The organism is Blastococcus capsensis (assembly GCF_030165005.1).
GTDB lineage: Bacteria > Actinomycetota > Actinomycetes > Mycobacteriales > Geodermatophilaceae > Blastococcus > Blastococcus capsensis.
This window is the reverse complement of sequence record NZ_JASNNW010000001.1, coordinates 313664-325635: the sequence shown is the minus strand read 5'-3', so window position 1 is coordinate 325635 and position 11972 is coordinate 313664. Positions and strand designations below refer to the sequence as shown.

12 protein-coding genes are annotated in these 11972 nt (G+C 72.5%); 4 read left to right on the top strand and 8 right to left on the bottom strand.

Annotated features, from left to right (window positions below):
• Positions 1-2: 2 nt before the first annotated feature.
• The 4 genes from rpsR to QOZ86_RS01505 form a co-directional block, all read right to left on the bottom strand.
• Entirely contained in the window at positions 3-239 is a 237-nt protein-coding gene (gene rpsR / locus QOZ86_RS01520; protein ID WP_073422051.1) for a 30S ribosomal protein S18, read from the bottom strand.
• 41 nt (positions 240-280) lie between these two features.
• Positions 281-772 carry a single-stranded DNA-binding protein gene (locus tag QOZ86_RS01515; RefSeq protein WP_284490173.1) on the bottom strand — a complete coding sequence of 164 codons (492 nt, stop codon included), beginning with the start codon at positions 770-772 and terminating at the stop codon, positions 281-283.
• A 2-nt stretch (positions 773-774) separates the two neighbouring features.
• The gene (gene rpsF, locus QOZ86_RS01510; RefSeq protein ID WP_284490172.1) at positions 775-1065 is read right to left on the bottom strand and encodes a 30S ribosomal protein S6; all 291 of its coding nucleotides are present in this window, start codon (positions 1063-1065) and stop codon (positions 775-777) included.
• A gap of 237 nt (positions 1066-1302) precedes the next feature.
• Entirely contained in the window at positions 1303-2358 is a 1056-nt protein-coding gene (locus QOZ86_RS01505) for a hypothetical protein (protein WP_284490171.1), read from the bottom strand.
• Between the two features lie 234 nt (positions 2359-2592).
• On the opposite strand from QOZ86_RS01505, the gene QOZ86_RS01500 reads away from it, so the two are divergent.
• Positions 2593-3138: a TIM barrel protein gene (locus QOZ86_RS01500; protein WP_284490339.1), complete on the top strand. Its 546-nt coding sequence runs from the start codon at positions 2593-2595 to the stop codon at positions 3136-3138.
• A 66-nt stretch (positions 3139-3204) separates the two neighbouring features.
• Here the strand turns inward: QOZ86_RS01500 and QOZ86_RS01495 are convergent, their stop codons facing one another.
• The 3 genes from QOZ86_RS01495 to QOZ86_RS01485 form a co-directional block, all read right to left on the bottom strand.
• Positions 3205-4710 carry a glycosyltransferase family 87 protein gene (locus QOZ86_RS01495; RefSeq protein ID WP_284490170.1) on the bottom strand — a complete coding sequence of 502 codons (1506 nt, stop codon included), beginning with the start codon at positions 4708-4710 and terminating at the stop codon, positions 3205-3207.
• A gap of 24 nt (positions 4711-4734) precedes the next feature.
• A complete protein-coding gene (locus QOZ86_RS01490; protein ID WP_284490169.1) occupies positions 4735-7308 on the bottom strand; it encodes a transglycosylase domain-containing protein in 2574 nt (857 codons plus the stop codon).
• Between the two features lie 144 nt (positions 7309-7452).
• The gene (locus QOZ86_RS01485; RefSeq protein ID WP_284490168.1) at positions 7453-7869 is read right to left on the bottom strand and encodes a DUF5318 family protein; all 417 of its coding nucleotides are present in this window, start codon (positions 7867-7869) and stop codon (positions 7453-7455) included.
• A gap of 159 nt (positions 7870-8028) precedes the next feature.
• Between QOZ86_RS01485 and QOZ86_RS01480 the strand changes: the two genes are divergently transcribed.
• The 3 genes from QOZ86_RS01480 (at position 8029) to QOZ86_RS01470 (ending at position 11033) form a co-directional block, all read left to right on the top strand.
• On the top strand, positions 8029-8724 hold the full coding sequence (locus QOZ86_RS01480; protein WP_284490167.1) for a PadR family transcriptional regulator: 696 nt from the start codon (positions 8029-8031) through the stop codon (positions 8722-8724).
• Between the two features lie 95 nt (positions 8725-8819).
• Positions 8820-9890 (top strand): inositol-3-phosphate synthase, encoded by a 1071-nt coding sequence (locus tag QOZ86_RS01475; protein WP_284490166.1) that lies wholly within the window; start codon positions 8820-8822, stop codon positions 9888-9890.
• A 390-nt stretch (positions 9891-10280) separates the two neighbouring features.
• Positions 10281-11033 (top strand): hypothetical protein, encoded by a 753-nt coding sequence (locus QOZ86_RS01470; protein WP_284490165.1) that lies wholly within the window; start codon positions 10281-10283, stop codon positions 11031-11033.
• 191 nt (positions 11034-11224) lie between these two features.
• On the opposite strand, the gene QOZ86_RS01465 is transcribed toward QOZ86_RS01470, so the two are convergent.
• Positions 11225-11842 (bottom strand): YqgE/AlgH family protein, encoded by a 618-nt coding sequence (locus tag QOZ86_RS01465; RefSeq protein ID WP_284490164.1) that lies wholly within the window; start codon positions 11840-11842, stop codon positions 11225-11227.
• Between the last annotated feature and the right edge of the window lie 130 nt (positions 11843-11972).

Below are 11972 nucleotides of genomic sequence, written 5' to 3'. Positions count from 1 at the left end.
GATCAGCGCGCCGTCGAGGTGTAGGGCAGCAGCGCCATCTCACGGCTGTTCTTCACGGCCGTTGCGACGTCGCGCTGGTGCTGGCTGCAGTTGCCGCTGACGCGGCGGGCACGGATCTTGCCGCGGTCGGAGATGAACTTCCGCAGCAGGGTCGTGTCCTTGTAGTCGATGTAGGTCGCCTTGTCCTTGCAGAACTGGCAGACCTTCTTCTTGGGCTTGCGAACAGGGGGCTTGGGCACCTGGTTCTCCAGAGAGATTCAGTGAAAGAGGAAGTGGGGGATCAGAACGGCGGTTCGTCGGACGGCCCGGCGGGCGTGGACCACGGGTCGCTCGCCCCGCCGCCGCCACCACCGAAGCCGCCACCGCCGCCACCGCCGCCGCCGCCGAAGCTGCCACCGCCCTCACCGCGCGAGGCGCGGGTGACCTTGGCGGTCGCGTAGCGGAGCGACGGGCCGATCTCGTCGACCTCCAGCTCGATGACGGTGCGCTTCTCGCCTTCCTTCGTGTCGAAGGAGCGCTGCTTCAGCCGGCCGCTGACGATGACCCGCGATCCGCGGGTCAGCGACTCGGCGACGTTCTCGGCCGCCTGGCGCCACACGTTGCAGCGGAGGAACAGCGCCTCGCCGTCCTTCCACTCCTGCGACTGACGGTCGAAGGTCCGCGGCGTGGAGGCCACGGTGAAGTTGGCGACGGCGGCGCCCGACGGCGTGAAGCGCAGCTCCGGATCGGCGGTCAGGTTGCCGATGACGGTGATGACGGTTTCGCCGGCCATGGTCAGTGGACCTCGGGCCGCATCAGCTTCGTGCGCAGGACCGACTCGTTCAGGTTGAGCTGCCGGTCGAGCTCGGAGACGGCGGCGGGCTCGGCATCGATGTCGATGACCGCGTAGATGCCCTCGGCCTGCTTGTCGATCTCGTAGGCCATGCGGCGACGGCCCCAGATGTCGACCTTGCCGACCGTCCCACCGGACTTGGTGATGACGGTCAGGAACCGGTCGAGCGAGGGCGCGATCGTGCGCTCCTCGAGATCGGGGTCGAGGATGACCATCAGTTCGTAGTGACGCACGGAGAACCCCACCTCCTCTGGTCTCAGCGGCTGCAGGACATCTGCAGCAGGAGGGTCGTACACGCGTCGCGCGCCCCGGCATGAGCCGGAACGCGCGCTCACCACCCTACCAGCGCCGCGGAGCGCCCCGGCCGGCGGACGAGCGCGGCCGCCGTCCCCTGGGGGGACGACGGCCGCGTACCGGCGCATGTCCGGGTCCGGGCGACTGCCCGGCGGCCGGGACGGATGTGCTCAGGCTCAGCGCGATTCGCGGGCCGCCTGCGAGGTGCGGACGAGGGCGGTGGTGACCGCGGCCAGTGCGACGACCGCGGCGAGCGCGGCGGCCGGCAGCGTCAGCGGTCGGGCCTCCGACGCCGTGACGACCTCGCTCGTGGCGCCCTCGTCCGGGGCGGGGGGGTCCAGGCCGGCCAGCTGGCCGAAGACCGGGACCGAGGCCCCGTCGTAGGAGCCGGCGACCCCACCGGCACCGGCCGAGCCGGCCCGGTCGGCACCGCCGAGCCTCTGCCCTGGCACGACGAGACGCGAGGGGTCGAAGGCTGCGGCCGCAGTGGTGTCCGAGGGGGACAGCCGGACCGCACCGGCGCCGACGTCGTACGTGTACTGGCTGCCCGGCGGGTCCTGCATCGCCGGAGGGGCGGCGGGCGGGGTCTGGACGACCGCCTCCTCGCGGTCATCGCCGGGCGCGGGCGGCGCGAGGGGCGCGGACGGCGCGGGCGGCGCGGGTGGCCTGGTCGGCAGCGGCGGCAGGCTGACCGCCGGCAGCGGGGGCAGGTTCGCTCCCTGCAGGTTCGGCACGGCCGGCAGGATCGTGTTGACGACGAAGGGCGTGGGCGCGGGCAGCGGCGGGAGGGCCTCGAGCGCGGCGTCGGTGAGGGGCGCGGTGAGCGAGCCGTTGCTCTGCAGCTCGTAGGCGTAGGTGATGGTGCAGGTGGCGCAGCTGCGGTCGAAGCGCTCGGTGACCGAGGCCCCGGGGGTGCCGGGTGCGGTGAGCAGCTTCTCGCCCGAGGGGAGACCGAGCGTGACCTCGGTGGACGCCGTGACGCTGACCAGCGTCGGCAGCAGGCCGCCGCCACCGACCTGGACCGTCTTGTCCTGGATCTCGTTGACGAACGTGACGGAGCCGCCGGCGTCCACGGAGACCACCGGTGCGGTCAGGTCCCGGATCGGGACGGTGACCGAGGGGGTGGCGAGGGCGAGTGGCGCCACGACGGAAGCCCCGGCCACGCCCAGCCAGGCGAGGACGGCCACGGCGATACCGCGACGGGCCGAGCGACGGATGCGACCCGTTGCCATGTTTGCCTACCTCCACCTGGACACCTCACCCTTACCGGTGAGTAACCCTCGTCACGTTGAGAACGATGATGTGGCCCGGGCGATACGGATGAACCTCGAGCTGATCCGGAATCGGGAGTCCGAGCATGGGTCTGCACCCGATCGGCGTACACGTGGGCGACGTGCTGGTCGTGGTCCACGCGCCCTACCTGCTCGACGTCGCGTCGACGAACAACCGCATCCGCCAGCCGCAAGCTGCTCGACCAGCATGCGCGGGCGGCCGCCGCCGTCGGCGCCCGCGGCCTGGTGGTGCACGGCGAACACGTGCTGGCGAAGGGCGACCCGGCCGTCGGCGTGGACAACTGGCACAAGACCTTCGCCCGCCAGGCCGACCAGGGTGGCTTCCCGGTGCCGGTGCTGATCGAGAACACCGCCGGCGGTGGCAACGCCATGACCCGAGACCTGGACGTGATCGGCCGGCTGTGGGAAGCGGTCGGCGAGTTCGGCACCGGTTTCGTGCTGGACACCTGTCACGCCTGGGCCGCTGGCTGGGACCTGGCCACCGTCGCCGAGGCGGTGCGCGCGGTCACCGGCCGCATCGACCTGGTGCACCTCGACAACAGCCGCGACCGCGCCGGCTCGGGGCGGGACCGGCACGCGCCCCTCGCCGGCGGTGAGATCCCGGCCGACCTGCTGCTCGAGGTGGCACGGCGCGCCGACTGCCCCGTCGTGCTGGAGACCCCCGGCGACGAGGCGAGCCACGCCGAAGCGATCGCCCTCCTGCGCGAAGCGCTGGCCTAGCGTCCGTCCTCCCGCACCTGGGGCAGCCCTCCCTCACTGCCCACGCTGAGGTATGACCATTGATGATCAGGTGAGCTGATCATGGCGCGCCGGCCGCGGGGGGACGCGGTCGGGGGCGTGGTCCAGCGGGCCCCCGCCCGGGTCGTCGACGCCGGGCCAGCTGGTCCGGACGACGTCCCGGTCGGGGTCGAGCACGTCCCGCACGACCAACGCCATCAGCACGACGACGGCGACGTCCCGCACGGTCACCGCGAGGAAGAACCACTCCACGTCGACGCCGTTGTTCTCCGGGGCGAGGTACCAGAGCATCCGGGGCACCCACAGCAGCGCCTCGGTGGCCTGCCAGGCGAGCAGCGACCGCCACCGCGGGCGGGCCAGCACCGCCAGGGGCAGCAGCCACAGCGAGTACTGCGGGCTCCAGACCTTGTTGGTCAGCAGGAACACCGCCACCAGCAGGAAGGCCACCTGGGCCACCCGTGGGCGGACCGGGGCGACGCGCGTCAGCCACGCCACCGCGGCCACGCCCGCCAGCAGGGTGACGGCGACGACGGAGTTCAGCACGGTCGGCGTCTCGCCCTCGGCCAGGGGCCCGTCGAACAGCCGGTTCCCGCTCAGGTGCAGGGCGATGTTCCAGAGGCTGTCCGGGTCGACCGGCCGGGTGCGGTTGAGGCTGAAGAAGCGGGACCAGGTCTCCGGTGCCAGCAGCGCGACGGGCACGTCGACCGCCAGCCAGGCCACCAGGGCCGCCGCGGCCGTCCGCACCCACGTGCGCAGCCGGCCCGCCCGCAGGCAGAGCAGGAACAGCGTCAGCAGCAGGAGCACCGGGTAGAGCTTGGCGGCCGCACCCAGGCCCAGGAGGGTGCCGGCCAGCACCGGTCGCGAGCGCGCCCAGGCCCACAGGCCCAGGCCGGCCAGAGCCACGGCGAACAGGTCCCAGTTGGTGAAGGCGTGCACGACCAGCAGCGGGGACAGCCCGATCATGGCGGCGTCCCAGGGCCGGCGACCGGCGAGCGCCAGCGTGCTCCGGACGACCAGGAAGGCGCACGCCGTCAGCAGCAGGCAGGTGACGGCGTAGTAGCTCTGCACCTCCGGCACGGCCGGCAGCAGATCCGAAGCGGTCGCCGCACGGTCGTACAGGGCGGAGAGCGCGGCCGCCACGGCCATGAAGCCGCCGGTGAGGACCGGGTACTCGACGGGGGAGTCCAGGTAGGGGAGCGCCCCCTCACCCAGCCCGTACAGGGCGAACAGCGGAACCCCGTCCGAGTAGCAGAGGTGGGTGTACTGCAGGAAGCCCACCCAGTTGCCGTCGGAGCACGGCGCCTGCTTCAGCCAGGCCACGGCCGCGGCGAGCGTGGTGAGGAGCAGGCACACCCGCAGCGGCGTCCAGAACAGCGCACGGCCGGTGTCGGCGAACCGGCCCCACGGTCCTCCGACGGCCTCGCTGGCCTGTCGGACGACCGGGTCGTCCCACGACGGGATCACCCGGTCCGGCCGCTCGGCCGCCCGCGTTCCACGTGGAACGACCACGGGCCCGTCCGCGGTGGCGGACGGGCCCGTGGTGGTGCTGCTCATGGGAGCAGTGTGCGGGATGGAGGATCAGCCCTGGCTGCCGTTCCCGCCACCGTTGCCGCCACCGTTGCCGTCACCGGGCGGCGCGGGCGCGCCCGGTAGCTGCTCAACCGGCTCCTCGACCACCGGCTCCGGCGCTGGCTCCGGCTCCGACTCTGGCTGCGGATTCGGGACGTTGGCGTCGTTGTCGTCGGGATCCTTGTCGGACAGGACCCCGTCCCCGTCGGCGTCCACCAGCTTCGGCTTCGGCTTCGTGGTCACCGAGGGATCCCGCGGCGAGTAGTCCTTGTCGTCCGGGACGCCGTCCCCGTCGGTGTCGACGACCACCGGCCGGGGCGCCGGCTCCGGCCGGGGCTCCGGCCGGGGCGCCGGCTCGGGCTCCGGGAGCTCCACGCCGTTGCCCGTGTCCCCCTTGATCAGGGCCTTGTCCGGCAGGTCCTCCTCCGGCGTCCCGGCGAGGACGGCGTTCATGTACTCCTGCCAGATGGCGCCGGGCAGGCCGGCGCCGTAGACGATCCGCTCCCGGGAGTCGATGATCGGGTCGCGGGGGGAGTCGTTGCCCATCCACACCGCGGTGGCGACCGACGGGGTGTAGCCGACCATCCAGGCGTCGGAGTTGTTGTCCCGGTCGAGCCCCTGGGTACCGGTCTTGGCGGCGACCTCCCGGTCACCGTCCAGGTCCCGGCGCGAGTAGGACGCGACGTCCTTCAGGGCCACGGTGACGTCGTTTACGACGTCGGCCGGCAGCACCTGCTCGCCCGCCTGGCCCGGCTGCTCGTGGAGCACCGCGCCGGCGCCGTCGGTCACCTTCGACACGAAGTACGCGTCCCGGAAGACGCCCCCGGCTGCCAGGGTGGCGAAGCCCTGCGCCTGGTCGAAGGGGCGGAGCTCGTACTCGCCGATGCCGATCGAGGACCCGGTGGAGCCTTCACCGCTCACCAGGACCTTCTTGTCCGCCAGGATCCCCGAGTCCCACACGTCCGGCAGACCGGTGGCCGCGCGGATGACCTCTCGCACCTTCTCCGGGCCCACCTCGTAGGCCAGCCCGTAGAAGGTCGTGTTGAGCGACTTGGTCATGGCCTCGGTCAGCGTGCAGGCCGCGCAGCTGGCGTTCCCGGAGTTGGTCACCGGCAGACCGGGCCGGTCGTCGAACTCCTGCGGCGAGCTGCCGTCGCGGCGCGCCTGGATGCCGATGCCCTGCTCCAGGGCCGCGGCCAGGACGTAGGGCTTGACCGAGGATCCGGGCTGCCGCTGCGCTGTCGCGTAGTCGATGACTCCCTGGCCGGCGCCCTGCGGACCGCCGTAGTAGGCGATGACCGCGCCGGTCTGCGGGTCCATGGAGACCAGCGCCTCCCGCAGGTTCTCGGGCTCACCCTCCATGACCTGCTGCACGGCGGCCACCGCGGCGTCCTGCGCCGGCTTGCTGATCGTCGTGGTGATCTGCATGCCGCCGGCGTTGAGCTGCTGCTCGTCGTAGCCCTTCCCCAGGAGCTCGTCGATCACCTGCTGCACGATCAGGCCCTCCGGGCCCTCGGGGATGCCCAGGGCGCTGCCGGTCCTGGGCAGCACGGTCGGGTACACCGAGGCCGCCCGCTCCTCGGCGGTCAGCCAGCCCTCCTCGACCATCGCGTCGAGCACCAGCCCCCAGCGGTCCTGCGCACCCTCGGGGTTGGTCTCCGGGTCGTAGCCCGACGGGCTGCGGACGAGTACGGCGAGCACGGCGCCCTGCTGCGGGGTCAGCTCGGCGGCGGGGACCCCGAAGTAGGTGTTCGCCGCGGCCTCGATGCCGTAGGCGCCACGGCCGTAGTAGATGGTGTTCAGGTAGTTCTCGAGGATCTGCTCCTTCGAGAAGTTGTTGTCCAGCTTGATGGCCAGGAACAGCTCCTGGAACTTGCGGCTGAACGTCTGCTCGTGGGTCAGGAAGGCGTTCTTGACGTACTGCTGGGTGATCGTCGAACCGCCCTGGGTCTCGCCACTGGTCAGGTTGTTCCAGGCCGCCCGGACGATGCCGGTGAACGAGATGCCGGGGTCGGTGTAGAAGCTGCGGTTCTCCGCCGCGAGCACCGCGCGCTGGGCCGCCTCGCTGACCTGGTCGAGCGGAACGTTCGTCCGGTTCTCGTCGCCGAGGCGGGCCATCTCGGTGACGCCGTCGGAGTAGTGGAGGACCGTCGTCTGCTTGGTGGAGACGGAGTCGGGGCTCGGCACCTCGGTGGTGGCGTAGACGACGCCGACGAAGACGCAGAGCAGCGCGAACAGGCCACCCATGACGCCGGCGGCCATCTTCAGCCGGCGGTTGCGGCGCTGCTTCGCGGTGCGGGCCGCCTTGCCCTTGCCCTTGCCCTTGCCCTTGCCGGCCGGACGGGCGGCGGCGCTGCCACCGCGGGACGCCGGCGGGCGGCGGGAGGCGGGAGTGCCGCCCCGGGATGCGGTGGTGCCACCGCGCGAGCCCGGGCGCCCCGGGACCGGCGGGCGACCCGACCCGCCGGCGGGGGGGCGGCCGGACCCGCCTCCACCACCGGTGCTGCGGGTACGGGCGGCCGACGGCCGGCGGACCGAGCCGGCCCGCGGTGCTACGGGCGAGGTCTCGTCGTGGCTGGGCACGAGCACACCCCTTCCTGAACTGTCTTGGTCGACGCCGGGCACCTGCCCGGGACGCGCGGTTGTATTCAGCTGTGCGGAGCGGGTGGGACCGCCTGGTGCGATCCCAGGTCCGCGCGTCGCGCGGGCCGTCTGCCGGTCGGCCGGCTACTGCTCGGTGGCCGTCCGGCGCCGGCCGCGACGGGGCTGGCGCCCCGGCTCCGGCTCGGCACCCAGGACGTACGAGCAGTCCAGGTGGTTCCAGCCGCATCCGCGGCACACCTCGACCCGGTACACGGAGAACTCGTCCTGGGCGGCGTCCATGCGGGCGAGTTCAGCCTCGGTCTTGGCCTGACCGGCCACCGGCCCGAGGTGCTCGCCGTACACGTAGTTCACCAGGGTGAGGCGCTCCCTGCGGCACACCGGGCAGGCCACGTCGGTCGGCTGCCCGTGGTACTTGGCGGCCCGGGACAGGTAGGGGCTGGCGTCGCACACCTCGAACAACCCGGTGCGACCGGCATGTACTCCCGCGAGGACGGCTCGCCGCTGCAGCGAGTAGTCCACGACGGAACGACGTCCGGGCACGGCGGCCAATGTACGCACCGGCCCCGCGTCCGTGCGGTTCCCGAGCACGAGCCACGTCCCGCGCGGCCCATCGGCCCCACGACTCCGGGCTGCGCCCGTCGTGCGCAGCCGATGTATCGTCCCGATACATCGGCGCAGGGCGGAGCGAGGGAGGGCGACATGCTGGAGTTCGCCATCCTCGGTCTGCTGCAGCAGACGCCCATGCACGGCTACGAGCTGCGCAAACAGCTCGCGCAGATGCTCGGGGGACTGCGCAGCATCTCCTACGGGTCGCTGTATCCCGCGCTGCGGCGGATGCAGGGGGCCGGGCTGATCACCACCGATGAGCCACCGCCGCGTGCGCTGCTCCTGGCCGACGCGCCGCCGCTCACCGGCCGGCGGGGAAAGGTCGTCTACACGATCACCGCGGACGGCAAGGAACGCTTCCACGAGCTGGTCGGCCAGACCGGGCCGGAGGCCTACGACGACGGCGGTCTCTTCGGCGTCCGCCTGGCGTTCTTCCGGCACACCGCCCAGGACGTGCGGCTGCGGATCCTCGAGGGCCGCCGCCGCACCGTGGAGCGGCAGCGGGAGGGACTGCGGTCCTCGCTGAGCAGGACCCGCGAGCGGCTCGACCGCTACACGCTCGAGCTCCAGCGCCACGGCCTGGAGTCGGTGGACCGGGAGGTCCGCTGGCTCTCGGAACTGATCGACAGCGAGCGCCGGGAGGCGTCGGAGCCGAGCACAGCACGCCGGGAGGCGTCGGAGCCGAGCACAGCACGCCGGGAGGCGTCGGAGCCGAGCACAGCACGCCAGGAGGCGGGCGGGACCACGCAGCCCGACCCGACCGAGGCGGAGCCACCGCCGACCACTTGAACGAACCGACGGGGTGTCCGTCCCCGCCGGCAGACAGCACCGGACCGCTCGCGGTTCATGTACACGGGACCAACGGTCCAGGGAGAAGGAGAGTCATGGGGTCAGTCAAGGTCGCCATCGTCGGCGTCGGCAACTGCGCCGCGTCGCTCGTGCAGGGCGTCCACTACTACCGGGATGCCGACGAGACGGCGTCCGTACCCGGACTGATGCACGTCCGGTTCGGCGAGTACCACGTCTCCGACGTCGAGTTCGTCGCCGCGTTCGACGTGGACGCCAAGAAGGTCGGCCGCGACCTCTCCGAGGCGGTCGTCGCCAGCGAGAACAACACGATCAAGATCTGCGACGTGCCGCCACTGGGCGTGACCGTGCAGCGCGGCACCACGCTCGACGGGCTCGGCAAGTACTACCGCGAGGTGGTCGAGGAGTCCGACGAGCAGCCGGTCGACGTCGTCGCCGCCCTGCGCGACGCGCAGGCCGACGTCCTCGTCTGCTACCTCCCGGTGGGCTCCCAGCAGGCCGCCGAGTTCTACGCGCAGGCCGCGCTGGACGCCGGTGTCGCCTTCGTCAACGCGCTCCCGGTCTTCATCGCCGGCACCAAGGAGTGGGCGGACAAGTTCACCGCCGCCGGTGTGCCGATCGTCGGTGACGACATCAAGAGCCAGGTGGGCGCCACCATCACCCACCGGGTGCTGGCCAAGCTGTTCGAGGACCGTGGCGTGCAGCTCGACCGCACCATGCAGCTCAACGTCGGCGGCAACATGGACTTCAAGAACATGCTCGAGCGGGAGCGCCTGGAGTCCAAGAAGATCTCCAAGACCCAGGCCGTCACCAGCCAGATCGAGCGGGACATGGGCGTGGGCAACGTGCACATCGGCCCGTCGGACCACGTGCCGTGGCTGTCGGACCGGAAGTGGGCCTACGTGCGCCTCGAGGGCCGCGCGTTCGGCGATGTCCCGCTGAGCCTGGAGTACAAGCTCGAGGTCTGGGACTCGCCCAACTCCGCCGGCATCATCATCGACGCCGTCCGCGCCGCGAAGATCGCCAAGGACCGGGGCATCGGCGGCCCGCTCCTGTCGGCGTCGGCGTACTTCATGAAGAGCCCGCCGGTGCAGTACCGCGACAGCGAGGCCCGCGACATGGTAGAGGCGTTCATCCGGGGCGACTAGAAGGACCACCCTTCCCCCCACGCCTCGCACGCTCGGCGCGGGACCCTGAAGGGTGGCCGCTCCAGCACCTCACCAGGGCCCACGCCCCGCACGCTCGGCGCGGGACCCTGAAGGGTGGCCGCTCCAGCACCTCACCAGGGCCCACGCCCCGCACGCTCGGCGCGGGACCCTGAAGGGTGGCCGCTCCAGTACCTCACCAGGGCCCACGCCCCGCACGCTCGGCGCGGGATCCTGCAGGGTGGCCGCTCCAGCACCTCACCAGGGCCCGCATTCCTTCGGGGATGCGGGCCCTGCGCGTTCCTGCGCCGGATCGGGTGGCCTCCCTGCAGGGACCCGCCGCGAGCCTGCGAGTGGCGGGGAGCAGGGGGGTCCTTTCACTACCCTTCGGCCATGCCTGCCCGCCGTGCGCTCCTCCCCCGGGCGGGGCTGGTCGTCGTGCTCCTCGCCGGCTGCGACTCCGACGAGCGCGTGGCCGGTGAGCCGGTCACGGCCGAGGACGCCGCCGTGCTGGCCGGGCTGCTGCACCGCAACCACGAGGAGGGCGGCGCGGACTTCGTCGCCACCGCGCCGTTCTCCGACGACGCGGTCCTGACCCTCACCGGCGAGATCGACTTCCGCCGCGGGGTCGGGCAGGCGCAGGCGGTGACGACGGTGGACGACGAGGAGGTCGACACCCGCACCCTCTTCTTCGACCGGGACGAACTCTGGACCGGTGACCTGCCCGGACTTCCCGAGGCCCTCGCCGGGGACGGCGCGCCGGCGGCCAGCTACCTCCGCCGCTCCCTGCCCGCCGGGACGCCGGAATCCCCGCTGATCGACGTGGTCGTGCAGGCGCTGCAGAACCTGACCGCCGGGACCGCCGACGAGCCGGAGAGCTTCCTGACCGGTCCGTACAGGTGGCAGGGCGAGCAGGCGATCGACGGCCGGCCCACGACCGTCTACCGGCTGCGGGAGGGGCGCACGGTCGCGGTCGACGACGTCGACACCACCCTCGTGCAGTACCGCAGCCCGCTCCGCGACGACGGACCCGAGCTGACGATCACACTGGCCGACCACGGCGCCCGCAGGCTCGCGCTGCCCACCGAGGAGGAGACCGCCGCCGCGGCGGACCATCCTGGGATCGCCGACACGTTCGGGGTCTGACGGACCCCTTCGCCGTCGGCGTGGGCGCTGACGCCCGGTTCTCGTGCCGCGTACTTCGCCTGAGCGCACACGCTCGCCGCGCGGTCAGCCGATCGCGGACAGCGGAAAGGGGCGGCCTCTTCCCCAGACCGCCCCTTCCCGGGCTCTTTCCTACCAGATAGCCGGAGATCACGCTGCACGGCGCGCCGGGTTCAGTTGGCGGTCGGGTCAGCCGTTGCGGAGGAGAGCACGGCGAGCCGGCCGGTCTGGCGGCCCATCACCAGGCGCCACAGTTCGGGCCCCGGGAGGTCGCCGAGCACGTCGCCGGGCCGGCTGGGGACACAGGCCCAGGCTCCCTCGGCGATCTCGCCGGCGAGCTGACCCGCGGACCAGCCCGCGTAGCCCGCGAACACACGCAGCCCCTGCAGGTGCCCGACCAGGGCCTCGGGGTCGCCATCGAGGTCGACGAGGTGCACGTCGCCGGCCACCGGGCGCAGTCCGGCGGCCGGAAGTTCCGGCAGCGCGGTCGCCAGGCACAGCGCGGTGTCGGTCTCGCAGGGTCCACCCACGTGGAAGACACCGGGCGGGACGGCGAGATCGGACCAGCCCGGCAGGACGTCGCGGATCTCGACCTGGCTGGGCCGGCCGAGCACGACGCCGACCGTCCCGGTGTCGGAGTGGTCGAGGACGAAGACGACCGCCGCGGCGAACGTGGGGTCGGTCAGGACCGGCATGGCCACCAGGAGGGAGCCCGGGGCGACGTCGTCCAGACCACCCACCGACAACGCCGGGACCGCACCGGCACGTCGACGTCCTGTCGCGGGACGCACGGGCGGACCGGACTCGGGTTCGGGCGACGCAGGGACCGGCGACATCTTTCCCAGTGTGCCCCAGATGAGGCCGGCTGCGACGGGCCCGGCCGCCGTCCGGGGGTCCGGCTCACCGAACCGGGCGTCCCCC

Coding starts and splice junctions, on each gene's coding strand:
- QOZ86_RS01470 (WP_284490165.1), top strand. CDS start 10,281: ATGCCTGCCCGCCGTGCGCTCCTCCCCCGGGCGGGGCTGGTCGTCGTG.
- QOZ86_RS01515 (WP_284490173.1), bottom strand. CDS start 772: ATGGCCGGCGAAACCGTCATCACCGTCATCGGCAACCTGACCGCCGAT.
- QOZ86_RS01475 (WP_284490166.1), top strand. CDS start 8,820: ATGGGGTCAGTCAAGGTCGCCATCGTCGGCGTCGGCAACTGCGCCGCG.
- QOZ86_RS01495 (WP_284490170.1), bottom strand. CDS start 4,710: ATGAGCAGCACCACCACGGGCCCGTCCGCCACCGCGGACGGGCCCGTG.
- QOZ86_RS01480 (WP_284490167.1), top strand. CDS start 8,029: ATGCTGGAGTTCGCCATCCTCGGTCTGCTGCAGCAGACGCCCATGCAC.
- QOZ86_RS01505 (WP_284490171.1), bottom strand. CDS start 2,358: ATGGCAACGGGTCGCATCCGTCGCTCGGCCCGTCGCGGTATCGCCGTG.